19 protein-coding genes are annotated in these 24,729 nt (G+C 50.7%); 12 read left to right on the plus strand and 7 right to left on the minus strand.

Annotation, left to right across the window (positions count from 1 at the left end; all coding sequences use genetic code 11):
- Positions 1-33 precede the first annotated feature (33 nt).
- A complete protein-coding gene (uvrB, locus tag ACO0LN_RS00605; RefSeq protein ID WP_422970473.1) occupies positions 34-2,124 on the plus strand; it encodes an excinuclease ABC subunit UvrB in 2,091 nt (696 codons plus the stop codon).
- Between the two features lie 166 nt (positions 2,125-2,290).
- Positions 2,291-2,809 carry a hypothetical protein gene (locus ACO0LN_RS00610; RefSeq protein ID WP_422970474.1) on the plus strand — a complete coding sequence of 173 codons (519 nt, stop codon included), beginning with the start codon at positions 2,291-2,293 and terminating at the stop codon, positions 2,807-2,809.
- Positions 2,810-3,344: 535 nt separating this feature from the next.
- Here ACO0LN_RS00610 and ACO0LN_RS00615 read toward each other — a convergent pair.
- On the minus strand, positions 3,345-4,658 hold the full coding sequence (locus tag ACO0LN_RS00615; RefSeq protein WP_422970475.1) for a diguanylate cyclase: 1,314 nt from the start codon (positions 4,656-4,658) through the stop codon (positions 3,345-3,347).
- Positions 4,659-4,898: 240 nt separating this feature from the next.
- On the opposite strand from ACO0LN_RS00615, the gene ACO0LN_RS00620 reads away from it, so the two are divergent.
- A complete protein-coding gene (locus ACO0LN_RS00620) occupies positions 4,899-5,480 on the plus strand; it encodes a DJ-1/PfpI family protein (RefSeq protein WP_422970476.1) in 582 nt (193 codons plus the stop codon).
- An 84-nt stretch (positions 5,481-5,564) separates the two neighbouring features.
- The gene (locus tag ACO0LN_RS00625; RefSeq protein WP_422970477.1) at positions 5,565-5,909 is read left to right on the plus strand and encodes a ribbon-helix-helix domain-containing protein; all 345 of its coding nucleotides are present in this window, start codon (positions 5,565-5,567) and stop codon (positions 5,907-5,909) included.
- Between the two features lie 138 nt (positions 5,910-6,047).
- On the opposite strand, the gene cphA (ACO0LN_RS00630) is transcribed toward ACO0LN_RS00625, so the two are convergent.
- Positions 6,048-8,618, minus strand: a complete 2,571-nt coding sequence (gene cphA / locus ACO0LN_RS00630; RefSeq protein WP_422970478.1) for a cyanophycin synthetase — start codon at positions 8,616-8,618, stop codon at positions 6,048-6,050.
- Positions 8,619-8,791: 173 nt separating this feature from the next.
- Positions 8,792-10,969, minus strand: coding sequence for a cyanophycin synthetase (gene cphA / locus ACO0LN_RS00635; RefSeq protein ID WP_422970479.1), 2,178 nt, complete (start codon positions 10,967-10,969; stop codon positions 8,792-8,794).
- Between the two features lie 395 nt (positions 10,970-11,364).
- On the opposite strand from cphA (ACO0LN_RS00635), the gene ACO0LN_RS00640 reads away from it, so the two are divergent.
- Positions 11,365-13,620: an ABC transporter ATP-binding protein gene (locus ACO0LN_RS00640; RefSeq protein ID WP_422970480.1), complete on the plus strand. Its 2,256-nt coding sequence runs from the start codon at positions 11,365-11,367 to the stop codon at positions 13,618-13,620.
- A 5-nt stretch (positions 13,621-13,625) separates the two neighbouring features.
- Positions 13,626-14,096 (plus strand): DUF1854 domain-containing protein, encoded by a 471-nt coding sequence (locus ACO0LN_RS00645; RefSeq protein ID WP_422970481.1) that lies wholly within the window; start codon positions 13,626-13,628, stop codon positions 14,094-14,096.
- Between the two features lie 147 nt (positions 14,097-14,243).
- Here ACO0LN_RS00645 and ACO0LN_RS00650 read toward each other — a convergent pair whose 3' ends face one another.
- Positions 14,244-14,756: a GNAT family N-acetyltransferase gene (locus ACO0LN_RS00650; RefSeq protein WP_422970482.1), complete on the minus strand. Its 513-nt coding sequence runs from the start codon at positions 14,754-14,756 to the stop codon at positions 14,244-14,246.
- 299 nt (positions 14,757-15,055) lie between these two features.
- Between ACO0LN_RS00650 and ACO0LN_RS00655 the strand changes: the two genes are divergently transcribed.
- Positions 15,056-16,936, plus strand: coding sequence for a methyl-accepting chemotaxis protein (locus ACO0LN_RS00655; RefSeq protein ID WP_422970483.1), 1,881 nt, complete (start codon positions 15,056-15,058; stop codon positions 16,934-16,936).
- A 40-nt stretch (positions 16,937-16,976) separates the two neighbouring features.
- On the opposite strand, the gene xth is transcribed toward ACO0LN_RS00655, so the two are convergent.
- The gene (xth, locus tag ACO0LN_RS00660) at positions 16,977-17,741 is read right to left on the minus strand and encodes an exodeoxyribonuclease III (RefSeq protein WP_422970484.1); all 765 of its coding nucleotides are present in this window, start codon (positions 17,739-17,741) and stop codon (positions 16,977-16,979) included.
- 257 nt (positions 17,742-17,998) lie between these two features.
- Between xth and ACO0LN_RS00665 the strand changes: the two genes are divergently transcribed.
- A complete protein-coding gene (locus ACO0LN_RS00665; RefSeq protein ID WP_422970485.1) occupies positions 17,999-18,859 on the plus strand; it encodes a substrate-binding periplasmic protein in 861 nt (286 codons plus the stop codon).
- A gap of 75 nt (positions 18,860-18,934) precedes the next feature.
- On the opposite strand, the gene ACO0LN_RS00670 is transcribed toward ACO0LN_RS00665, so the two are convergent.
- On the minus strand, positions 18,935-20,443 hold the full coding sequence (locus tag ACO0LN_RS00670; protein WP_422970486.1) for a leucyl aminopeptidase: 1,509 nt from the start codon (positions 20,441-20,443) through the stop codon (positions 18,935-18,937).
- 50 nt (positions 20,444-20,493) lie between these two features.
- Between ACO0LN_RS00670 and lptF the strand changes: the two genes are divergently transcribed.
- The 4 genes from lptF to ACO0LN_RS00690 all read left to right on the plus strand — a co-directional run bounded on the left by lptF (position 20,494) and on the right by ACO0LN_RS00690 (position 23,984).
- On the plus strand, positions 20,494-21,627 hold the full coding sequence (gene lptF, locus ACO0LN_RS00675) for an LPS export ABC transporter permease LptF (RefSeq protein ID WP_162041765.1): 1,134 nt from the start codon (positions 20,494-20,496) through the stop codon (positions 21,625-21,627).
- Complete coding sequence (gene lptG, locus ACO0LN_RS00680; protein ID WP_162041764.1) at positions 21,624-22,757, plus strand: LPS export ABC transporter permease LptG; 1,134 nt, start codon at positions 21,624-21,626, stop codon at positions 22,755-22,757. Before lptF ends, lptG begins: the two co-directional genes overlap by 4 nt.
- Positions 22,757-23,128: a sirohydrochlorin chelatase gene (locus ACO0LN_RS00685; RefSeq protein WP_422970487.1), complete on the plus strand. Its 372-nt coding sequence runs from the start codon at positions 22,757-22,759 to the stop codon at positions 23,126-23,128. The genes lptG and ACO0LN_RS00685 overlap by 1 nt, the downstream gene beginning before the upstream one ends.
- A gap of 88 nt (positions 23,129-23,216) precedes the next feature.
- Positions 23,217-23,984 (plus strand): substrate-binding periplasmic protein, encoded by a 768-nt coding sequence (locus ACO0LN_RS00690; RefSeq protein WP_422970488.1) that lies wholly within the window; start codon positions 23,217-23,219, stop codon positions 23,982-23,984.
- Positions 23,985-24,003: 19 nt separating this feature from the next.
- Here ACO0LN_RS00690 and cobA read toward each other — a convergent pair whose 3' ends face one another.
- The gene (gene cobA / locus ACO0LN_RS00695) at positions 24,004-24,726 is read right to left on the minus strand and encodes a uroporphyrinogen-III C-methyltransferase (protein ID WP_422970489.1); all 723 of its coding nucleotides are present in this window, start codon (positions 24,724-24,726) and stop codon (positions 24,004-24,006) included.
- Positions 24,727-24,729: the final 3 nt, after the last annotated feature.

A 24,729-nucleotide genomic window follows, 5' to 3' on the forward strand; every position in this document is an offset into this window, starting at 1 on the left:
ACAGCCACCTATTTTAGCAAAGGTAATCGCATCATGGCCGTAGCACCAGTTAATTCAACAGCTTTGTCAGAACAGCTGGACGAATCAAAATTTATCAGTTTCCCTGATTCACCTTATCAGTTGTATCAAATGTTCCAGCCAGCGGGTGATCAGCCAGCGGCAATTGCACAATTGGTCGAGGGTATCAGTGACGGTTTGTTTTTTCAGACACTGCTGGGAGTGACGGGGTCGGGTAAGACTTACACGATGGCAAACGTGATCGCCAGGACAGGTCGGCCGGCTATCATTTTTGCACCTAATAAAACCCTGGCAGCACAGTTGTACAGTGAGTTCAGGGAATTCTTTCCACGCAATGCGGTAGAGTATTTTGTCAGTTATTACGATTACTATCAACCAGAAGCGTATGTGCCACAGCGCGACTTGTTCATTGAGAAAGATTCTGCCATCAATGAACATATAGAACAGATGCGTCTGTCCTGTACCAAATCGCTGATGGAAAGACGGGATGTCATCATTGTGGCAACAGTCTCTGCCATCTATGGTATCGGTAACCCGAATGAATACCATAAGATGATCCTGACCCTGCGTGCCAGGGACAAGGTCAGCCAGCGCGATGTCATCGCCCGCCTGATACAGATGCAGTACAAGCGCAATGAAGTTGATTTTGGACGCGGTACTTTCCGTGTGAGGGGTGACACTATTGATATCTTCCCGGCAGAACATGCCGAGATGGCTGTACGTGTTGAAATGTTTGATGATGAAATCGAAAACCTGCAATTGTTTGATCCGCTGACCGGGCGCATCAAGCAAAAGATACCGCGCTTTACTGTCTATCCAAGTTCTCACTATGTGACACCGCGCGAAACAGTCTTGCGTGCCATCGAGACCATTAAGGAAGAATTGCGTGAGCGCCTCGATTTCTATCGCCGTGAAAACAAACTCATCGAAGAGCAGCGTATAGAACAGCGCACGCGCTTTGATCTGGAAATGATGGCCGAGATTGGCTTTACTAAAGGTATTGAAAATTACTCGCGTCACCTGAGTGGTGCTCAGGCTGGTGAGCCGCCACCAACTCTGGTCGATTATCTGCCGCCAGATGCCCTGATGTTCCTGGATGAATCACATGTGCTGACAGGCCAGTTGAATGGCATGTACAACGGCGACAGGGCGCGCAAAACCAATCTGGTGGATTACGGCTTCCGCCTGCCATCAGCACTGGATAATCGTCCACTGAAGTTTGCAGAATTCGAAAGCAAGCTGCGCCAGACGGTATTTGTCTCAGCCACACCAGGTGATTATGAAGACCAGCATTCTGACCAGACAGTAGAGCAACTGGTCAGGCCTACCGGTCTGGTCGATCCAGAAATCGAAGTGCGCCCAGCGCTGACGCAGGTCGATGATTTGATGAACCAGATTATCGAGCGTGTAAAAAAACACGAGCGCGTACTGGTTACGACACTGACAAAGCGCATGTCAGAACAGTTGACTGAATTTCTCAATGAAAATGGCATCAAGGTGCGCTACCTGCACAGTGATATCGACACGGTAGAGCGGGTGGAAATTATCCGCGATCTGCGCCTCGGCACCTTTGATGTGCTGGTCGGTATCAACTTGCTGCGCGAAGGTCTGGATATACCTGAAGTGTCACTAGTGGCTATCCTCGATGCAGATAAAGAAGGTTTCCTGCGTTCTGAACGCAGTCTTATTCAAACTATAGGCCGTGCTGCGCGTAACCTGCATGGTAAAGCTATCTTGTATGCTGACAAAGTGACAGACTCCATGCGCCGCGCCATGGGTGAAACCGAGCGCCGCCGTAATAAACAGTTAGCCTTCAATCTGGCCAATAATATTACGCCGGTGGGCATACGCAAGCAGATCAAGGACATCATCGACGGCGTCTATAATCCGCAAGAAGCGAAGGAAGAATTGGCAGTAGCGCAAGAGCAGGCGCGTTATGAAGTCATGAGCGAGAAACAGATCAGCCGCGAAATCAAGCGCCTGGAAAAACTTATGCTGGATCATGCGAAGAATCTGGAGTTTGAGAAAGCCGCTCAGGTCAGGGATCAGTTAGCGCATGTCAAGGAGCAGTTGTTTGGGGCGGGTGGGCATGATTCTGTGCTTTGATGCTGCTTGCCTATGCTGGAACAGCGCGTAGGTTGGGCTACGATTTATCAGCCCAACACTCGGTGGTTAAATTAGGTATGCGTTTGTTGAGACCCAGTGCCGGGATGGCGAAACGTATAGGTAGCTGTAGCCAATTTAAATAGTTGCATCAAATAGAGGCGCAGGTATGAGTGTTAGTTCTTCAGAGTTGATGTGGTGGATCTTGTTTCCTGTAATTACTTCACTCGTTTTGTTCATTCTAATGATTGTAGAGGGAAGAGGTGGCAAAGCTTTTTTCTCGTTATTGATTATTTCATTTTTATTTTATGTGGTCAGTGCTAGTTTTCAAGATGGTAGGGGTGTTTTTCTGTGTTTGATGTTTGGGCCATGGTTAGTTTGTATTACTATGTTTCTCACCTATTTATTTAAAACAAAGAAAAAGCCAGATATTGTTTTAGAAGGCGAGAGTCATCCAAATTATTACTACGCCAGACGTGTTTTGGATCCATGCTTGTTCTATGGTAAAAATGGCAGGCGACTTACATATGAAGATTCTTTGGATCACCTGTCTTTGTTTGATATAAATGATTGCAATGAATTCTTAAGTTCAATTGGTTATCCGCTTGCAAAAAAAGGTGAGTCACTTGACCAATCCAGGCAACGCTGCATTGATGCTTATAAAAAAGAGTACATAAAATACTCGTAAACTGATTTTTGATACTATTTACGTATGCTGAAACAGCGTGAATTCCGGCCTGTACTGCCTTGGAGAAAGCCAGTCGTGCGCATCGGCAGGATAGAATTAAAACACCAATTGACCAGAGTATTGATACTTGAGTGCAGGAACGCAATGAAGAAACTCTTTCCCCATTGGGGATGGGAAAAGCCAGTATCAATGCACCAGTTGCGCTGGAGGCGATTGCGTCTCGCGAGACAGTATGTTTTGCTGTATGAACCTGTAAGCGCGCTGGTTTTTAAAAAAGATCTTCCACGTGGAAATGAGTGGCCAGGGACGGGCAAATTACTGTCATTGCCTGCTTTTTTGTGAAACGTGAATGCGTGGGCTTATATTGCAGGTTGGGCCGGGCCTCGCTAGGTTATGCTTCACCAGTCCAACACTGGGCCTCAACAAACGCATAACTTATTTAACCGCCGAGTGTTGGGCTGATAAAACGTAGCCCAACCTACGAGGTTAATCCACCCTACGATTCTGGTAATAAGCTTGATGGCTTTGAGTTGTATTATTTCCCACTAACACAAACCTGATTCCGTCCACCTTGCTTGGCCTGATACAACATGGCATCCGCCTGCAAGAACATGGCATTCTCGGTATTCCAGGTTGGGAAGTCGGCGATGCCTCCGCTGAAGCTGAAGTTTTTATTTTCACCAGGTTTGACTTCGAAGACGATTTTGCCAAAGGCTTCGCGCATGGCGTCGAGTTTTTGTTTTCCTTGTGCTGGTGTGCAATCCCAGAAAACCACGACAAATTCTTCGCCACCAAAACGGCTCAGCAAATCCTGCTCGCCCAGTTGTGCGGACAAGACCAAAGACAAACGCTTGATGACGATGTCGCCAAAGTAATGGCCCCAGGTGTCATTGATGTTCTTGAACTTGTCGATGTCGATGATGCCGTAGGCCAGCGGTTTGTCTTCGCGGCTGGCGCGGCGTATCCATTCCTGGGCCTTTTTTTGCAACCCGACCTTATTCAACAAGCCAGTGGCGCGGTCGCGGCTGATCAGGTCTTTGCTGGCGCGGATTTTATTGACGCGGTTCAGTAGCTGGCGTGTCAGTACATCAGCGTCGCTGGGTGTCAGGATTTCATCAAAACCGCTATCAAGTGCGCGCCTGGCCATGGCCGGGTCAGGGCGGCTTTGCAGCAGGATGATTTCGCGGCCAGGGTCAAATTCTATATTCTTTTTGAGTACACGCACCAGGGCTTCGGTCTGCAAATATTGTGCTTCATCAATGAGCACGATATCTGGTTGGGCTTCCTTGACGCGCACATGCAAAGAGCGGGCATCAGGATTGTGCAGCAGTTCTATATGGTTTTCTGCCAGCATGGCAGTATCCAGTGAAGACAGTTCGCCGCAAAGCACAATGGTATTGTTCTCGCCACGCTTTTGGCGGGCGAAGATGTTGAATAGCTTATCAACCAGCACCTCATTGGTGATGGGTTTTTCTGCGTATGCCATGCAATTGCTATCGACCAGTTTTTGTTGCAGCAAGAAGCGCTCACCCTGGCGCACGGTCTGCAGGTAGATATAGTTTTGATCATCTGGCAGGCGCTGCAGCAAATCGCTGAGGAACATGGTCTGGCGGCGGGTGTGCTGCATGTCATCCTGCATGTTGTACAGCACATCAAGGTCTATCACGAACAGGTCATGACCTTCGGAAGTCTGTACAGCCTTCACAAAGTCACTCATCTGGTCAAAAAACAGGATGTCGAAGTCGTACTTATGGGCACCGATCAACAATTCCTTCTTGTTATCGATGATGAAAAAGGTTTGCGTGAGCAGCAATACCCGATTTTTATACAGCGGTCCTGCTTCTGCCATGTTGTCTCCAGGCTATAAACGATACCCGCCCCGTATGATCGAATTCCAGAGCATGATTTGATTTTATACGAGTTCCTGTTACTGTTTGATTAATACGTCGCAAAATATCAATAAGAATGCGCAAAATATAGTTAATTTCCAGGTGGAAATTTCCTCATGCATGTAGTAACCCGTCATTACCTGCGATGCTGAAATTTGCTCAACAATGGGTCTCTTTCAAACCAATATTCAGGAGACATCATGGCAGCCAAAAAAATTCTTATGCTGGTCGGTGATTTTGTAGAAGATTATGAGGCCATGGTGCCTTTCCAAAGTCTGCTGGCTGTTGGACATGCAGTACACGCAGTTTGCCCTGACAAAAAGCCAGGTGACTATGTGGCTACCGCCATCCATGATTTTGAAGGCCAGCAGACTTATACCGAGAAACCAGGTCACCGATTCAGCATCACCCATGACTTCGCCAGCATCAAGGCGCAGGATTATGATGCCTTGTTGATACCTGGTGGCCGCGCACCTGAATATTTGCGCCTGAACCCGCAGGTGATTGCTATCGTGCAACATTTCGCGCAAACAAAGAAGCCGATAGCAGCCGTTTGCCATGGTGCACAGATTTTGGCTGCCGCCAAGGTGCTTGAAGGTATCAAATGCTCAGCTTACCCTGCCTGCCAGCCTGAAGTAGAGGCGGCCGGTGGCCATTACGCAAATATTGCTGTTACTGATGCAGTAACGGACAAGAATTTTGTCACGGCACCTGCATGGCCTGCACATCCGGCCTGGATAGGGCAGTTCCTGCAATTGCTGGGAACTGAAATCAAGTTGTAGTCAAATGATAGCTTGGCTTGCAAATCAGGCAAGTGCCGTATAATCGTCAGGAAATCTTTTTCTTGACGATATGCGGGAGGAAAAATGTGCGAGATTTTTATCAAAGCCGACCCTGGCCTGTATGAATCCAGGGCGCGTTCCCTGCGCCTGCATGGCGTGGTGACTTCCATCAGACTGGAAAATATATTCTGGAATGTGCTGGAAGAGATTGCCCAGCGCGATAGCATGAATACCAATCAACTCATCACCAAGCTGTATGATGAGTTGATTGCCTACCGCGGCCAAATCGACAATTTCTCATCCTTCCTGCGGGTTTGCTGTTTGCGCTATACCTCGCTGATGCTGGATGGCGAGATCACCACTGACAAACATCTGCCGCTGGCAGGTTTGCACAATGTCAAACCTGAGCCCAAGGGTTTCATAATTTGACGGGCAAGCGTGTAACAGGCAACTGGTAAGCGGGTCTGTGCTGCATGAGGGGCAGGCTGCAATAGCTGAAGACGTCATTAATTAAAAAAGCCGGGCCAGTCGTAAACTGGTCCGGCTTTTTAATGTATGCAGCGAGTTTTAGCCTGCTGCAACACGCTTGGCGATATGCGCCAGTGCTTCTTCTACCTGGTCAATCAGGATCAGGCACAGGTCGCCTGCCTCGAGTCTGTCCATGGCCAGGTCAATTGCGATGAATTCACCATTGATTTCATCTATGCGCGAAGTTTTTGTTGCCTGCTTCAGGCCTTCACGCAGGAGGGCGACAACTTCACCGTCTGCGCGGCCACGCTGGCATTGATCTTGGTATAGCACTACGTCGTCAAACGATTCACCGAGGATTTCAGTCTGCTGGCGTATGTCCTGGTCACGGCGGTCACCGGCACCGCTGATGACGACAGAGCGGCGTTTGGCAGGCATGGTTTCTACTGCGCGTACCAGTGCCAATATCGCATCCGGGTTATGGCCATAATCAGCAATCAGTGTCGCACCGCGGAAGTTGAAGACATTGAAGCGGCCAGGCGCATTGTCGGCTTCATTGGCAAACGACAACAAGCCTACGCGTATGCTGTCCCAGTCAATATTGATTGCCCAGGCTGCGGCGACGGATGCCATGACGTTCTCGACCTGGAAGCCTATGCTGCCATTACGGGTGATAGGGATATCAGCCAGCGGTACGCTATGGCGTGTCTTGCCTTCAGCAGCGATCAGATGGCCGTTTTCTACATATACCACGCGCTTGCCCTGAGCCCTGTGTGTTGCCATGACAGGATGCTGGTGATCAGCCGCGAAGAAGATGACGGCAGACGGGCAATTGCTGGCCATGGCCGCAACGATAGGGTCAGCCGCATTCAGTACGGCATAGCCGTTATCAGCAACGTTTTGTACGATGACGCGTTTCAATACGGCGAGATCTTCTACCGTGGTGATGTAATTCAAGCCAAGATGGTCACCAGAACCAATATTGGTGACGACTGCAACCTGGCAACGGTCATACGCCAGACCTTCACGCAAGACACCACCGCGTGCTGTTTCAAACACGGCTGCATCAACATCAGGGTGGGACAAGACATTGCGGGCACTGCGCGGGCCGCTGCAATCGCCGCTATCGATCTGGCGGCCTGCAACATACACGCCATCTGTATTGGTCATGCCTGTACGCAGGCCGCTGGCTGTCAACAGATGGGCAATCAGGCGTACGGTCGTGGTTTTGCCATTGGTGCCGGTAACCGCAATGATAGGGATGCGGCCATCGTCATTGTCATCAAACATCGAGGCGATAATTGCTTCACCAACCTGGCGGCCTTTGCCAAAAGACGGGGAGAGGTGCATACGCAAACCTGGCGCAGCATTGACTTCAACGATGCCGCCATTTTGTTGTTCTATCGGTTTCAAGACGCTGTCACAGACCAGATCGACACCGCAAATATCGAGCCCCACCATTTGTGCTGCAGCTACTGCGCGGGCGGCAACCTCTGGATGCACGTCATCTGTCACATCGGTCGCTGCGCCACCGGTAGAGAGATTGGCATTATTGCGCAATACCACGCGCTGGCCTTTTGGTGGGATGGAGTCAGCCACAAAACCCTGCTTGGCCAGGCTGGCCAGGGCAATATCATCAAAACGTATCTTGGTCAGGGACGTGGAGTGACCACTGCCACGGCGCGGGTCTTTATTGACTTGCTCAACCAGTTCACGCACGCTTTGCTTGCCATCACCCACCACTTGCGGCGGGTCACGGCGGGCAGCGGCAACCAGCTTGTTGCCCACCACCAGCAGACGGAAGTCATTGCCTGGCAAGAAGCGCTCGACCAGAATGTCATCACGGAATTCGCTGGCGGCATGGAAACCTGCATCCAGTTGCTCACGCGTGGTGACGTTGACAGTCACGCCTTTGCCCTGATTGCCATCCTTGGGTTTGACTACCACAGGCAAGCCGATTTCAAGAGCGGCTTTCCAGGCATCATCGGGGTCGGAAACCGAACGTCCCAAAGGTACGGGTACGCCTGCAGCATGCAAGAGTTTCTTGGTTAGCTCCTTGTCTTGTGCAATGGCTTCTGCAATGGCGCTGGTGCCATCCATTTCTGCTGCCTGTATCTTGCGTTGACGGCTACCCCAGCCAAAAGCAACCAGACTGCCATCTGTCAAACGCCGGTAAGGAATATTGCGAGCGACGGCCGCATTCACGATAGAGCCTGTAGATGGCCCGAGGCGCACGTCTTCATCCAGATCGCGTAATTGTTCAAGCGCAACTGGCAGGTCAAAGGCCTGGTCTTTCAGTGCTGCATTAATGATTTGCTCTGCCAGTTCAACGGCCAGGCGGCCAACGGCTTCTTCTGAATATTCAGCCACGACCTGGAAAATGCCTGCCTCCAGGGTTTGCGTAGTGCGGCTGAAAGTGACTGGGCAACCGGCTTCTGCCTGCAGGCCAAGGGTCAGCAATTCAAACACATGGGCCATGGGGATGGCATCATCATGACCGGTGGGTTGCAAAATGCTGAGTTGCGGGAAAAGGGCGCGCAAACGGTCTTCAAATCCGTTCAGGCTGGCAATTGACATCTCTTCATTTGTGCAGGCAACAATCGCTTCTACGGCCGTATGGTGGCTCCAGAGATTGGGACCGCGCAGGGCACGGATGCGTGATACTTCCATAAAACTTAATCCTGTTGAAAAGGGCGTCAAACGAGGGTGTACCGATATTTACAGCCTGAGCATGCAAGCACCAGAAATCACACCATCAGATAAATAGCAAATTCTAAGAGTAAACAATATATCTTGTATTTGTACGGATGCCAGATTTGACATCCGCACTATGCTTAAAGCAATCAGTAAGGAGCTTTCTTGCTTGAGTCAAAAGTCCTGAGACCAGCACCTATCAGTTCTGGGGTGATGTTCAAGGCCCATGCTGCTGCAACTGCTGCCAGTACACTTTCCGCCTGGGCGACTTTTGCAGGTTTCAAGGCGCTCAGGGGCAGCAGGGCGGTTTCAGTTTCGCCATCTGCCAGCACGATATTGTCATCACGCAAAAATACCACCCGCTCACCGAGAGCGCGATGATTGACTATCGCTTCCAGTGACGGGTCCTTGGCGTAAAAAATCACCTTGCCATCGCAGAGCTCGGCCAGGTCGGCCACGTCTGGGTCGGCAGCATTCAATACTGCAACGCCGTCAGGCAAAATCACATCAACCTGAGTACGCAAGACTTTGCGCATCTGGTCCGGGCTATCTATGTAATAGGCGCCCAGGCCGGCGTAGCCATCCAGATCGGTGACGACGCCAACTGCGCATTTGTCATAGGCCAGACCGTCGCTGAGCATGGCCTTGGCATTGGTTTCAAATACGGCAGCTTGCACTGAGCGGTTGATTAACAATCTCTGGCCAGCTTCCCAGTTGGCGCAATCGCCATCGGTAACCAGGCGTTTGTTCAGAAACAGGCCCTGGGCGCAAGCGACGCCGGTTTCCTTGCCGCTGATATTGATCAGTGCACCGATCAGGCGGGCAATCAGGCTGCAACCTTTGGTGCCAGCTACACCGACGATGCTGATGCGGCCACTTTCTTCAGGCGCAAACAAATGATTGATGATGGCCTTGCCAACCGGGCGACCTTCACCATTGGCGGGCTTGATATGGGCCAGCAAGCCTGGGCTGGCATTGACTTCAATAATCGCTGCGCCTTGCTCAGTCATGGGACGGGAAATGTCTTCTGCTACCAGATCAACACCGGCGATATCCAGGCCGACGATACGCGCGGCCAGTGTTGCTGCATAGGCGATATCGGGATGAATTTTATCGGTGACGTCCAGAGCGACATTGCCGTTAGGCTGTATCAATACTTTTTGTCCAGCGAGAGGGATGGAATTGGCATCCATGCCCTGGCGCTTCAATTCGAGAATGATTTCTGCACCTGCTGCCGGGTCCAGCGCATTCAGCGGGCAGTCTTCTGTCGTACCACGGCGTGGGTCAGTATTGATCTGGTCATCGACCAGCTCAGTAATATTCGATTTGCCATTGCCAGTCACCCACAGCGACTCACCTTTGCCGACTGCAACGACCTCGTTACCGACGACCAGCACACGATGCTCGTCACCAGTGACAAAACGCTCAACGATGACACTCTTGCTATCACCCTTGCGTGCAGCCAGCTCATAAGCAGCAATCACATCTTCCTTGCTCATCAGGTTCAGTGAAACACCGCGGCCATGGTTGCCGTCATAAGGTTTGATGACGACGGGTAGGCCGATGTCCTGCGCTTCTTCCCAGGCTTCTTCAGCACTGCGCACTAATGAGCCTTCTGGAACAGGCACGCCGCAAGATTGCAGCAAGGTCTTGGTCAGGTCTTTATCGCTGGCAATGCTTTCAGCAATGGCGCTGGTGCGGTCAGTTTCTGCTGTCCAGATACGGCGCTGCGCTGCGCCATGGCCCAGTTGCACCAGATTGCCATCTGTCAGGCGTATTGATGGGATGCGGCGTTCAGTGGCGGCATCAACGATGCTGGCCGTACTTGGGCCCAGGCAACGGTCATCCACCAGTTCGCGCAATTCTGTCACTCTGGTTTGCAGGTCAAAAGGCTGATCTTCAATCGCCGCCATCAACAAATCACGGCCAATTTGCAGCGCTGCCCGGCCTACCTGCTCTTCACGGGTACGGAAAGCCATTTTATAAACGCCAGCCACATTGGTAGAACGGGTCTGGCCAAAACCAGTGCGCATGCCTGCCAGGTTTTGCAGTTCGAGTACAACATGTTCAAGAATGTGACCAGACCAGGTGCCTTCACGCAGGCGTTCCAGAAATCCGCCACGCTCACCGACACCACAGCGATGTTCTATGATGCCGGGCAACCAGGTCGTCAGGCGTTCATACAGACCAGGGATTTTATTCGATGGAAATTCTTCCAGCTCACCTATGTCCAGCACTGCTTCAATGACAGGGCGATAAGTCCAGATATTCGGGCCCCGCAAGTGCGTTGCGCTGAGAATGCGGATGTCTTTCTTGTTTGTTGTCATGTATGTAAACTTTTATAAGCCAGGTTTATGCAGACCAGGTCTTGTCATTTTAGAGCGTTTCTTCGTTTTTCCTGAATGCACGACATCTTGGGCTGGCTGGCCATGCAAAATTTTCTGGTGCCTTGAAAATCTTGTCATCGCTACAACGTTACTTTGTATATCATATTGAAAGCGGCTGTGAAAGGCGCGCCTGCTGATATACTTGCGCGCCAGCGCAAAAGCAGTTCATCCTCTTGATCAGAGTTATCTGATTATTTTTCTTTCGATAGAATACCGTAAATTGCTGCTTCCGTGACATGGCTTATGCCGGAAACGGAAACCAAGTGATCTCTTTTACTAAAATTTATGTCCTGATTTGATTCGGGACCAGCTCTTGAGCAGGAGTTCATTTTACGATGACTACAACACAATTCAGCCCCGAACAGCCTGTTACATCACTCCCAGTATCCTGGCAGTCTGACCTCAATAGTCAGATCGCCAAGGGCGAGAACGTTTTAGCTGCCCTGGAGGTTGACCTCGACAACAAACTTCGCTTCCGCAAGGGCTTGCTGGTGGTGACAGAGCAGCGCCTGCTGACCAAATCCCCCGGCGAAACTGAGTGGAAAGAATGGCGTTTTCGCCAGGGTTTGCAACTAAGTCATCATGATCATGCCGGTGTCGGCCATCTGGAACTGGTGGATGAAAAGGGCCTGCAGGCCAGCTGGCGCTTTACCCTGGGCCAGAATTTGCATGCCATACGCCTGCTGGACCATTTCAAGGAGCAATTATTAAGCCATGTTACCGGCATGCCTGTAGTACGTGCTGAGCAGAATATCTGCCCCAGCTGTAAAGCCGTGCTGGAACCGGACCAGGAAGAATGCCCAGTCTGCACCAAAGTAACTTACACACCACCTTCTACCTGGACATTATTGCGCCTGTGGCGGTTTGCCCATCCCTACCGCTTGCAACTGTTCATTGGCTTCTCGCTGATGTTGCTGGGCACGGCTGCGCATATGATCCCGCGTTACCTGACCAAGCCGTTGACGGATGAGGTGCTGATTCCCTATCAAAACGGTGCGCATGTCGATCCTAAACTGGTGGTATTTTACATCGGCGGGCTGCTAGGTTCTGCAGTTGTTGCATGGCTGCTAAGCTGGGGCAAGACGTATATCCTCGCGCTGGTGTCAGAGCGCATAGGTGCCGATTTGCGTACCGCTACCTATGAACATCTGTTGAAATTGTCTCTCGAATATTTTGGCGGCAAACGCACTGGTGACCTGATGTCGCGCATAGGGAGCGAAAGTGACCGCATTTGCGTTTACCTGTCCCTGCACCTGCTGGACTTTGCAACTGACGTGCTGATGTTCATCATGACGGCTGGTTTCCTGTTGCAGATCAATACAAAGCTGGCCCTGGTGACTTTGCTGCCATTGCCATTCATTGCCTGGATGATCCACCTGGTGCGCGACAAGTTGCGTACCGGTTTTGAAAAGATAGACAGGGTATGGGGCGAGGTCACCAATGTTCTGGCCGATACCATCCCAGGGATACGTGTGGTCAAGGCTTTTGCCCAGGAAAAACGCGAGGCAGGGCGCTTCCGCGAAGCCAACAAGCATAATCTGGCGGTTAACGACAAGCTCAACAAGGTCTGGTCGCTGTTTTCACCAACCGTGTCATTCCTGACGGATCTCGGTATTCTGGTGGTCTGGGGCTTTGGTATATGGCAGATTTCCAAGGGTGATATTACCGTTGGTTCTCTGGTGGCTGCTGTGGCTTTCATCAGTAACTTCTATGGTCGTATTGATTCCATGAGCCGCATCGTGTCTGTTACGCAGAAATCTGCTTCGGCTGCCAAGCGTATTTTCGATATTCTTGATCATGTATCGAGCGTGCCTGATCCGCAAAATCCGGTGAAGGTAAAAGAAGTCAAAGGCCAGATAGAATTGCGCGAAGTGGGCTTCCGTTACGGTAACCGTGCGGTCAACCGTGGTATCAATCTGAACATCAAACCAGGTGAAATGATAGGTCTTGTCGGTCATAGTGGCTCTGGCAAGAGTACGCTGGTGAACTTGATTTGCCGTTTCTATGATGTCTCGGAAGGTGCCATTTTGCTGGACGGTGTCGATATACGCTCATTTGCCGTGTCTGACTACCGCCAAAATATCGGGCTGGTCTTGCAAGAGCCCTTCCTTTTCTTTGGCACCATTGCCGAGAATATTGCCTATGGCAAGCCAGAAGCCACGCGTGATGAAATCATCGCGGCGGCGCGTGCTGCTCATGCCCATGAATTCATCTTGCGTCTCCCGCAAGGCTATGATTCCATGGTTGGTGAACGTGGCCAGGGCTTGTCGGGTGGTGAACGTCAACGTATCTCGATTGCTCGTGCCCTGCTGATTGATCCACGCATTTTGATCATGGATGAAGCGACATCTTCCGTCGATTCGCAAACTGAGAAAGAAATCCAGAAAGCGCTTGATAACCTGGTACAAGGCCGTACCACCATAGCGATTGCGCATAGATTATCTACCCTGCACAAGGCCGACCGTCTGGTGGTGCTGGACAGAGGGCAGGTAGTCGAGGTGGGCAGCCATGATGAGTTGATGGCCAAAGAAGGTGCTTATTTTAAACTGTACCAAGCGCAAGCCCGTAATGCAGAACTGGTTGAGGAGTAAAAAAGATGACAACAACAAAATTTACCCTGACCCGCAATTCTTTCGGCAAACTGATACTCAGCAATGAAGCTGGTGAAGTATTTGAAGGCGTCAGCCCGGTCCGTGCATTTCCTATCCAGTCGCCCTTGGTAGGTATCTCGCTGGTCATGACAGACGGGCGGGAAGTTGCATGGATAGATCAGCTTGATGATCTGGCCGCAGATGCACGTGAACTGGTCATGGAAGAGCTGGAAGGGCGCGAATTCATGCCTGAAATCAACAACATCATCAGCGTCACCAGCTTTGCCCTGCCATGTACCTGGAAGGTAGCAACCGACCGCGGCGAGACTGATTTTGTCCTCAAGGGTGATGAAGATATACGCCGCATCGGCAAGACATCTTTATTGATTACCGATAATCACGGCATACAATTCCTGATACGTGATATGTATGAGATAGACAAGCATAGCCGCAAGATACTCGACCGCTTCTTGTGAGGCGGACTTGCATAAAACCGCCCCAGCTGCGTTGCAGCTCCCGCGTTTAGCAAATTCGGTACTAAAGTACTGTCTTCGTCGCTGGTGCCTTGCTGGGACAATTTTGTGCAAGTCCTATTTTAAAAAAAAACTGCCAAGACATCCAATTTAAAACTCATAGCCATATAAATTGGTATCTCTGCTTTCACCTGCCAACACCACCACATCTTCCAACTGAAAACCCAAATCTTGCAATAATTGATTGGAGGGGCCATTGACAGGTGAAGTAATGCCGGCCAGTTTGCTTATACGCAGATGCGTATGCGCGTAATGCAGGGTTGCCCTGGCGGCCTCCCTGGCATAGCCCTGTCCTGTAAATTGCGGTAACAGGGCATAGCCTATATCCACATTCTTCAGAGTTTCCCGCTTGACCAGGCCACACAGACCAATTGCCTGTCCATCTTCCTTGCGTTCCATCACATACAGGCTAAAACCTATCTTTTCCTGGTTGGCCATGGGGCCATTGATGATATCTGTCCTTGCTTCTTCCAGCGTGCGTATGCCCTTGTCACGTATGTTGGTGATAAAGGCAGGATCATTCACCAGTGTCAGATAAAACGCCGCATCATCTGTTGTGATGGTGCGCAGATTGAGTCTTTCTGTCGTGATGATGATGGTCATTCTTGACTCCAGGGAAATGCACAGTGTAAAGCGGCAGCTTTAAAAAGCCTAGTCGCATTTCCTTGTCTGTGAGCAAGAATTGAATCAAGTTGATTTAAGCCGGATTGATGTTGCAAACCGACAGACTTGTGAACTTGTTTTACAAAGTGGCAAATAGGGAAAAATTTTTTTCACATTGCGTAATCTGCGGCGTAATATTGTTGTAGGGCATTAAGCTTTTCTATGTGCGTGCTTGTGTGCATCTGGATTTGCTTGAGCAAAGTCTTGTTACTTATTCATATCCGTACTCAGGGGAAACTATGAAATCACTCAAGGCCAGACTCATTGTTGTTATAGGATTATTGATCGCAATTTGTACCATAGTCCTGACTATAGGCAGCTATCTGAGGATGAAGTCGCAGATAGAGAATGACCTCAACAATGAAATGCGCGGTGTTGCAGCAGGTTATAACGCGGTATTGAGTAACTGGATACAAACCAATTTGTCCATGATGGACAGTTTGTCGCAAGGCCTGGGTAACGGCGCTGATCTGCAGGCCAGCCTGACCATGATGCGGGGTGGCGGCAGTTTTCTCAGCGTTTATCAAGGCCAGCCCGACAAGCAATTCACCAATATCCCGCCTGACCCACCACCTGCAGGTTTCGACCCTACTGTGCGCCCCTGGTATAAAGCCGCGATGGAAGCCAAAAAGCCCATCGTCACTTCTCCCTATTTGGGCGTCGCACCTCCTGGACTGATGATTACGTTTGCCGCACCTGTCAAAGGTGGCGAGGGAGGCGTGGTTGGTGCTGATGTGTTCCTGACCAAGATTGTTGACCAGATACTGAACATCAAACTGGCGGGCGGCGGTTATGCCTTCTTGCTGGACAAGAGCGGCCAGGTGCTGGCACATGCTGATCAGGCCAGGGTCATGAAAATGGCCAAGGAAATTACCCCTGATCTGGCACTCGATAATCTGGCGAACCTGTCCAAACAAAAAGACCCGATACTCACTGAGATAGGCGGCAAGCAGCATTTCATGCTCTTGCAGCAAATTACCGGTTCTGATATTTACCTGGCGTTGGTCATCGACAAGAAAAAAGCGCTGGAAGCCCTGGATCAGTTGCTGATACTCTCCGCCGTTGTCCTGCTGGTTTTGCTGGGCGTGATCATGCCTTTGACCACCTTGCTGGTGGGCCGCATGCTGGCTGGCTTGCAAAGAGTGCGCGATGCGATGTCAGACATCGCTGCTGGTGGCGGTGATCTGAGCCGTAAGATAGATGTCGAGGGCGATGATGAAGTAGCCCAGACCGCGTCGGCCTTCAATCGCTTCCTGGAGCAATTGCGCGTCATGGTTGTCGATGTACGCAAGGCGACTGATTCCATTACTGTGGGTGCGACAGAAATTGCCACTGGCAATATGGATTTGTCTGGCAGGACCGAGCAACAGGCTTCATCCCTCGAAGAAACTGCTGCAAGCATGGAGGAGCTGACCGAGGCCGTACGCAATAATGCCGACAATGCCCGCGAAGCCAACAAGATGGCCGTGAACGCATCTGATGTCGCAACTCAGGGCGGTGAGGTGGTAGGCAAGGTGGTCACGACCATGCAAGGTATCAGTGACAGCTCACGCAAGATTGTCGATATCATCAGCGTCATAGAAGGTATCGCCTTCCAGACCAATATCCTCGCTTTAAATGCGGCGGTGGAAGCGGCCAGGGCAGGTGAGCAGGGGCGCGGTTTTGCGGTGGTTGCCAGTGAGGTGCGCACCCTGGCACAACGCAGTGCTGCTGCGGCGCAAGAGATCAAGAACCTGATTGAAGATTCGGTCAATAAAGTCAGCGAAGGCTCAGAGCTTGTCGATAAAGCTGGTGCAGCCATGAACCGCATCGTCTCTGCGGTTGATCAGGTTGCTGCCATCATCAATGAAATTACCACTGCCTCGGTAGAGCAAAGCGATGGTATTCAGCAGGTCAATGTGGCGCTGGCGCACATGGATGAGGCAACCCAGCAAAACGCTGCCTTGGTAGAAGAAGCTGCTGCGGCGGCAGGCTCACTGGAAGAGCAGGCCAACTTGTTGAAAACTGCAATGTCGGCCTTCCGTATGGAAGATTCAGCTTCTGGCCCACGTATAGCACCTGCTAAATCAAGCTGGGCGAAGAATAAGGCTTCTGCACCCAGTCTGGGATATGACGATTAAACATGTTGACGAAAAATTTGTTGAATTTGTTGACTAAAGCTCAAGCCAGGGTAGCAATCACCGGGGCATGATCCGATGGTTGCTCCCACTTGCGTGGTACGCGGTCGATAACGCAGGAGGTGCACTGCTTAGCCAATTCTGCGGATAGCAGGATATGGTCTATGCGTACACCTTTATTCAGACGGAAACCGAGAGCACGATAATCCCACCAGCTAAAGGATTTTTCTGCCTGCTCAAACTGGCGGAAGCTGTCACTCAGCCCCAGGCTCATTAGGCTTGTTAGCGCCGCCCTTTCTTCTGGTGATACCAGGTTCATGCCCACCCAGGCGGCAGGGTCATGTACATCCCGGTCTTCCGGGGCGATGTTATAGTCGCCCAATACCGCCAGTTTTGGATGGCGCGTCATTTCTTCCCTGACCCAGTTTTCCAGTGCTGCAAACCATTTCAACTTGTACTGGAACTTGTCGGAATCTGGCGCCTGTCCATTTGGCACATAAGCACAAATGACGCGTATGCCTTCTATGGTGGCGGCAATGATGCGTTGCTGTTCATCTTCAAACTGTGGATTATTCTTTTGAATATCCGTCATCGCGTGCTTCGATAAAATCGCCACGCCGTTATAGGTTTTTTGGCCAGTAAAAGCGACTTGATAACCTGCCGCTTCTATCTCTGCCTGAGGGAACTTGTCGTCGGTGAGCTTGGTTTCCTGTATGCAAAGCACATCGACAGGATTGGTTTCCAGCCATTGCAAGACTTGTGGGAGCCTGACTTTCAGGGAGTTTACGTTCCAGGTGACTAATTTCATGGGGGCTTTTACTTATTCTAGTTTGAGGTGTCATTCAATTTGCCGGGAAGCGGATCTGAGGGATTGAACGAGTTTATACGTATGGTATTTTATACGATGTTGTGAGTTTGGAATTCACGGGATATTTGCTGCCATGCAAACCTGCTTACCAGAGGGTGATAAGACTTTTCAATTTTTGACTTTTTAATCAGGCACGTAACTTATTTCATCATGGAAAGAGACTAAAATGCAGCAACAAGCTTTCTTTTAGACACAATATGCGCAAGTGCTCAGTAATACTGATTATTGTCATGTTGATCTTTGGCTCCCAGGTTGTCTATGCAGATATCACCGTCATACGTTACCCACGTCCGGCGGCCAAGACAGATAGTCATTTTGATTATATCCACGAATTACTGGCTGAGGCCCTGTCTTCGTCCGCCAATAAATACCAGCTATTGCCAAGCAAGGCGACGATGCAGCAAGGCAGGGCCGTGCATGAGATGAAATATGGTACGGGTGAAGTTGATCTTTTGTGGAGCATGTCCACGGATGAAAGAGAAAAAGCGCTGATCGCCATTAAAATCCCGATAGACAAAGGTTTGCTGGGTTGGCGCATACCTTTTGTCATCAGTGAAAACCGCCAGATGTTCAAGCCTATCAGAACTTTGCGGGATATGGAGAATTACTCCGCAGGGCAAGAACAGGATTGGCCAGACGTCAAAATCCTGGAGCATAATGGCCTCAAGGTGAATACAGCTAATTCTTATGAAGCTTTGTTCAGCATGCTGGAGGCGGGGCGCTTTGATTACTTCCCAAGGTCTATCATGGAAATCTGGAGGGAGCAGGATTTGCATGCAGGTAAAAATCTTGTCATCAGCCAGGACATCGCCCTGCATTATCCTGCTGCCTACTACTTCTTTGTCACTCCCAGCAAGCGCCGGTTTGCCGAAGACCTGAACAATGGGCTGGAAAATATGGTGCGGAATGGTCAGTTCCAGAAAATTTTTCTCAAATATCACCAGGTCGCCATACAACGAGCCGCCCTGAAACAAAGAACGGTGCTGGAATTGCAAAACCCTTTTCTCAATCCTGCAAACATGCCTCTCAGCCGCTCTGAGCTTTGGTTCCAGCCCTGATGACAGCAAAAATAAAGCCGGGGTCTGAATAGATCAGACCCCGGCTTTTTCATTTCATCTCAACACGGACAAATATCAGCCTGCGCGATTGATCAGGAATGTCGTCAACAAAGGCACTGGACGGCCAGTAGAGCCCTTGGCTGCACCAGATTTCCAGGCTGTGCCGGCGATATCCAGATGAGCCCAGGTGTATTTCTTGGTGTAACGCTCAAGGAAGCAGGCTGCCGTAATACTGCCGCCAGCCGGGCCGCCAATATTTGCCATGTCAGCAAAATTGGATTTCAGTTGCTCGTTATACGCTTCTTCGATAGGCATGCGCCATGCTGTATCGCCAGTTTGCTTGCCCGCTGCCAGCAATTCTGCTGCCAGTTGGTCATGCGCTTCATCATGGCGGGTGAACAGGCCAGAGTTGTGGTGACCCAGGGAAGTCACGCAAGCACCTGTCAAAGTTGCGACGTCAACTACGGCTGCTGGTTTGAAACGTTCTGCGTAAGTCAGGGCGTCACACAGGATCAGGCGGCCTTCGGCATCCGTATTCAGGATTTCGATAGTCTGACCAGACATGGACGTGACAATGTCACCAGGACGTGTTGCGCTGCCAGAAGGCATGTTTTCGCAAGTAGGGATGACGGCAATGACGTTCAGCTTCAGCTTCATTTCACCGATGGCACGCATGGTACCCAGCACAGAAGCTGCACCGCCCATGTCGTATTTCATCTCATCCATGCCAGCACCAGCTTTCAGCGAGATGCCGCCGGAGTCAAAAGTAATGCCTTTGCCGACCAGAACAACTGGGGCATCCTTGACTTTGCCGCCATTGTGCTTGAGCACGATGAACTTCGGTGGCTCTACCGTACCATTGGTGACAGACAGGAAACTACCCATTTTGAGGGCTTGTATCTGTTTGCGGTCCAGCACTTCAGCGACCATTTTGTAGTCGGTAGCGATTTTCTTGGCCGTATTGGCCAGGTGCGTTGGTGTGCAAATATTAGGTGGCAGGTTGCCCAGTTCTTTGGTCAAATCCATGCCATTGGCCAGGGCTACGCTCTGTACCAGTGCATTTTTGGCAGCAGTTGCGTCTGCTGCATCAACAACGATGGCGACTTTCTTGACGCCAGCAGTGGATGTGTCTTTTTTGCTCTTCATGCCATCGGCGCGGAAAATGCTTTCACGGAAAGCCAGCACCGTAGCTCGGACAGACCAGCCCAGGTCACGGTCTTTGACCGCAGGCAGGGCGATCACTGCATCATTGGCACCCAGACCAGCCAGGGTACGGGCAGCAGCCTGTACCGCCTGGTTGTAGGCTTTTTCGCCAACAGTAGCTGCTTCTTCACCCAAACCTACCAGCAATACGCGCTCTGCAGCGACATCAGCCAGTTTGCGCAACAGCAGGGATGTACCGGCTTTGCCTGTGATATCACCAGATTTCAGGGCGGTGGCGATGTCGCCGGACTTGTCCAGACCTGCTGCAGCGGCAGAAAGTTTCTTGTTTTCATAGACGCCAACGACGATACAGCCTGTCTTAATTGCTTTATGGGCAGTCGAGGCACTTTTTGCGTCGATTGTTTTTATGCTAAAGTCCACGTATTACTCCTCTTTGTAAGTCTCGTAAAACAGACATTATAATCCTACTCATGATTTTTCAGCGCGCGCTTCGACGTGAATTAAACAGTGCCGCCGGCGCAGTCTTCACAACTCTGTTCACCATCACGATATCCGTGATGCTTATTAACATCCTTGGAAAAGCAGCAGGAGGCAAGGTTGCGTCTGCTGACGTGGTTGCCCTGATCGGGTTTACCGCATTGATGAACATGCATATCTTGCTGCTGCTGACTGGTTTTATCTCGGTCTTGCTGGTAGTCACACGCAGTTACCAGGATTCTGAAATGGTGGTCTGGTTTGCCTCTGGCCTGAGCCTTACCCAATGGATAAAGCCGGTTTTGCGCTTCGGTGGCCCGCTGGTCATTCTGACTGGCTTGCTGAGTTTTATTGTCACGCCCTGGGCCAATCAACAAAATGTGGAGTTCCGTGAGCGGTTTGAAAAACGCTCTGATATTGCCAAGGTGGCACCAGGCAAGTTTCAGGAATCGGCCTCTTCTGACCGCATTTTCTTTGTCGAAGAAGTGGCCGGGGACCTCAGTAAAGTACAAAACATTTTCATCAATACCTATAAAGATGGCCGTTCCAGCATAGTCGTTGCCAAAGAAGGCATGGTAGAAATCGACAAGGCTGGCGACAAGTTCCTGGTCATGAGTAAAGGGCGGCGCTACGATGGTTTGCCAACTGCGCCTGATTTCCAGATGATGCAGTTCGAGAAATATGGCGTGCTGATATCCAGCCAGAATGCCAGTATCGCCGGGGACAAATCAGCTAAATCCATGCCCTTGACAGCTTTGGTGGAAAATCTGGACAGTACCAAGTTCGGCGAGCTGTTGTGGCGTATATCTTTGCCTTTGATGTGCGCGGTGCTGTTGCTGCTGGCTATCCCTCTGGGCTATGTTAATCCGCGTGTCGGGCGCTCTGCCAATCTGATCGTTGCGCTGCTGCTGGTAGTGATCTACCTGTCAGTCACGAATATCCTGCAGGCGCTGGTGGTACAGGAGCGTAGCAGTTTCGGCATGGCCTGGTGGCCACATCACTTGTTTGTGGCTGTCCTGACTCTCTGCATGTTTTTATGGCGGTTAAAAGTGAATAGCCGCTGGCACCCTTTAATGTTGTGGGTACGTTTTAAATCAGGTTTGCGCGGTAAGGAAAAGTGCCCAGCATGAAAATTTTACAAAGATATTTTGGCGTTGAGATATTACGCTCAGTCCTGTTCGTCATGCTGGCTTTGCTGGCCTTGTTTTCCTTCTTCGACCTGGTCAACGAATTACAGTCTTCGGTGAACAGGGGCGGCTATCAGCTCAAGCACGCAGTGATTTATGTGTTGCTAGGCTGGCCTGGCCGTATCTATGAATTCATGCCTATTGCGGTGTTGATCGGTACGATTTATGTACTGGCGCAGTTTGCTTCCAATTCTGAATTCACAATCATGCGTGCGTCCAGCATGTCCACCATGATGGCGGGTAGTATCCTGCTCAAGATAGGCATGATATTTGTTTTGCTGACCTTCTTGTTTGGCGAGGTCATCTCGCCGGTTTCCAGCAAGTTTGCCGAGAAAATGAAACTCAGCGCTATCGGTGAATCACTGGAGCAGGAATTCCGCACCGGCTTGTGGACCAAGGACCTGGTGCGGGAAAATGGTTTGACTGGCGACATCATCGGTTCCCGTTTTTTGAATGTCAAAGAAATCCTGCCCAACCGCCATTTGAAGAGCGTCAAGATATTCGAGTTTGATAAAAACTTCCACCTGTCGCGCGAAATGACAGCGACGGATGCTGAATACATGGGCAAGAATATCTGGCGTCTTTCTGACGTGATAGAAACTTCTTTCCCCAAAACCCTGACCAGTGAAGATATTGCCGCTGTCAAGAGCGAGAAGCTGGCAAGCCGTGACGTCGTATCAGAAGTCACACCAGATATCTTGTCAGTACTGTTTGCTGATCCTGACCGCATGTCGGCAACCGATCTGGCCGCGTTCACCAAGCATCTGGCAGATAATAAACAGGATGGTGAGCGCTATGAAATCGCCTTCTGGAAAAAAATCACTTATCCATTTGCGGCGCTGGTCATGATGGCGCTGGCGCTACCGTTTGCTTACCTGCATGTGCGCAGCGGTGGTGTCAGCCTGAAGATTTTCAGCGGCATCATGATAGGTATGACTTTTTACCTCATCAATGCCTTGTTCTCGCATGTGGGATTGCTCAATACCTGGCCTGCGCTGGTGACTGCGGTGGTACCGAGTATCCTGTTCCTTATTATTGCCTCATTGGGCCTACGCTATGTTGAAAGAAACTGATGGCAAATAAATCATCCCTGATCCTGTTTGCCCACGGCGCCCGCGACCCGCGCTGGGCTGCGCCTTTCCAGCGTCTGCAAACGATGACGCAAGCCAGTTTGCCGGATGTCACCGTAGCCCTGGCATTCCTCGAATTCATGACGCCGTCATTGCCAGAGCTGGCCGCGCAACTGGTCGCAGACGGATGTACAAGTATCACTTTGGCCCCCGTGTTTTTGGGGCAGGGTGGTCATGTCCTGCGGGATTTGCCAGTACTCGCTGAGACAATACGTGCAAGCCATCCTGATTTGCAATTCAAGATAGTAAATGCTGTTGGCGAAGATGAAACGGTTCTGCAGGCGATACGTGATTATTGCCTCAATGTGCTATAAAGGCTGTTGCTATTCCTGGTAAATGAGTGCAAGGTTATTGTTCATCAATAATGCTGTTTCTGTGCTGACCCCGAATGCAGGAAAAAGTATGATTCAGTTGAAAACAGTATTTTCAATTGCCTTGCTGGCACTCGTTTTCGCACTGCCTGTCACTGCCGCTAACGCTGGCCAGGTATTGGCTGTCGGAACAGAATTCGCCAATGTATTTGAACGTACTCCCACTGGCGAATTCACTGGGCTGGGTGCCGACATCATACGTGTGCTTGCCAGGCAAAATGGGGATGAAGTCAAATTCGAAATTTATCCCTGGGCCAGGGCGCAATGGATGGTTGAACATGAGCAGGCGCAGATACTGATTGGCCCGTATAAAACCTCAGAAAGAGAAGCTAAATACGGCTTTGCCAAACGTGCGTTCTATCGCGACATCATGGCCTTGTATATACGCAAAGGTTCAGACCTGAACTGGGATGGCAATTATGCCAGCATGCCAGGTCTCAAACTTGGTGTCATCAATGGCTGGGTATATGGCCCCCAGTTTGAGAACCTGCGTACCATCATCAAGCCTGTGGTTGCCAACACCCTGACCAATGGCCTCAATATGTTGCTGGCAAAGCGCGTCGATTATCTTGCCAGTAATATGCGCAATACCGAAGCGACCATGAAAACCATGGGCATCAGCAATGAATTGCTGATGATAGAACCCTTCATGGATATGCAGGATGGTTATCTGGCTTACTGTAAAAATGCCAATTGTGAGCAATTACGCCTGCGCTACGACGAATTGTATGAACAACTGCGAGATGGTGGGATATTACAATTAATGGCACGCAGACTTGGTGTAAGGTTGCCACCTTAGTCTTATTCGAGCGTCATTGTCACGATGATTTGACAGTACGTGCCCGCATTGCTTCACCCATCATCACTAATACCGGCCCTGTGCTGATGGGCAGACCTTTGGATAATTCAACCAGACTCAAGGCCTGGCTGCATTCATTCGGGCGACTGCAATTTTCTATGATGACCACAGGCAAATTGCCAGGGAAATTGGCCGCCAGCATGCGTTGCGCTGTCAGTGTGGCTTCTCTGCCACCCATGTATTGCACCAGGGTGTCGCATTCAGGTATGCGGGTATCTGACCTTTCGCCAGGGGCTGTGCTGGAAGTGAACAAGGCAACGCTGCGTGCCACGCCACGCTTGGTCAGCGGTTGTCTGACACTGGCTGCCGCTGCAAGTGCAGTGGTGATGCCGGGTACGATTTCGTAGTCTATGCCTGCAGCTTCCAGCGCAGTCAGTTCTTCATCAGCACGGCCAAACAGCATGGGGTCACCGCCCTTGAGGCGAACGACGAGGGCATATTGCGCCGCGCATTCCAGCATTTGCTGATTGATGTGCTCTTGCGCAGCAGAGCGTTGTCCGCTGCGTTTGCCTACCGAAATTTTGACTGCCTGAGGGCATAGATCCAGCATCTCTGCCGTGACCAGGGCGTCATACAGCACCACGTCTGCCTGTGCCAGTAAGCGGGCACCACGTACCGTAATCAGGTCGGCAGCACCCGGGCCCGCACCTATCAGATAAACCTTGCCCTGAGTTTGCGACATAAC

It is taken from the genome of Undibacterium sp. TC9W, assembly GCF_049339865.1.
GTDB lineage: Bacteria > Pseudomonadota > Gammaproteobacteria > Burkholderiales > Burkholderiaceae_D > Undibacterium.

Coding starts and splice junctions, on each gene's coding strand:
- uvrB (WP_422970473.1), top strand. CDS start 34: ATGGCCGTAGCACCAGTTAATTCAACAGCTTTGTCAGAACAGCTGGAC.
- ACO0LN_RS00690 (WP_422970488.1), top strand. CDS start 23,217: ATGATTCAGTTGAAAACAGTATTTTCAATTGCCTTGCTGGCACTCGTT.
- ACO0LN_RS00640 (WP_422970480.1), top strand. CDS start 11,365: ATGACTACAACACAATTCAGCCCCGAACAGCCTGTTACATCACTCCCA.
- ACO0LN_RS00650 (WP_422970482.1), bottom strand. CDS start 14,756: ATGACCATCATCATCACGACAGAAAGACTCAATCTGCGCACCATCACA.
- xth (WP_422970484.1), bottom strand. CDS start 17,741: ATGAAATTAGTCACCTGGAACGTAAACTCCCTGAAAGTCAGGCTCCCA.
- cphA (WP_422970479.1), bottom strand. CDS start 10,969: ATGACAACAAACAAGAAAGACATCCGCATTCTCAGCGCAACGCACTTG.
- ACO0LN_RS00615 (WP_422970475.1), bottom strand. CDS start 4,658: ATGGCAGAAGCAGGACCGCTGTATAAAAATCGGGTATTGCTGCTCACG.
- ACO0LN_RS00625 (WP_422970477.1), top strand. CDS start 5,565: ATGTGCGAGATTTTTATCAAAGCCGACCCTGGCCTGTATGAATCCAGG.
- ACO0LN_RS00645 (WP_422970481.1), top strand. CDS start 13,626: ATGACAACAACAAAATTTACCCTGACCCGCAATTCTTTCGGCAAACTG.
- ACO0LN_RS00665 (WP_422970485.1), top strand. CDS start 17,999: ATGCGCAAGTGCTCAGTAATACTGATTATTGTCATGTTGATCTTTGGC.
- cobA (WP_422970489.1), bottom strand. CDS start 24,726: ATGTCGCAAACTCAGGGCAAGGTTTATCTGATAGGTGCGGGCCCGGGT.
- cphA (WP_422970478.1), bottom strand. CDS start 8,618: ATGGAAGTATCACGCATCCGTGCCCTGCGCGGTCCCAATCTCTGGAGC.
- ACO0LN_RS00685 (WP_422970487.1), top strand. CDS start 22,757: ATGGCAAATAAATCATCCCTGATCCTGTTTGCCCACGGCGCCCGCGAC.
- ACO0LN_RS00655 (WP_422970483.1), top strand. CDS start 15,056: ATGAAATCACTCAAGGCCAGACTCATTGTTGTTATAGGATTATTGATC.
- lptF (WP_162041765.1), top strand. CDS start 20,494: ATGATTTTTCAGCGCGCGCTTCGACGTGAATTAAACAGTGCCGCCGGC.
- ACO0LN_RS00620 (WP_422970476.1), top strand. CDS start 4,899: ATGGCAGCCAAAAAAATTCTTATGCTGGTCGGTGATTTTGTAGAAGAT.
- ACO0LN_RS00610 (WP_422970474.1), top strand. CDS start 2,291: ATGAGTGTTAGTTCTTCAGAGTTGATGTGGTGGATCTTGTTTCCTGTA.
- lptG (WP_162041764.1), top strand. CDS start 21,624: ATGAAAATTTTACAAAGATATTTTGGCGTTGAGATATTACGCTCAGTC.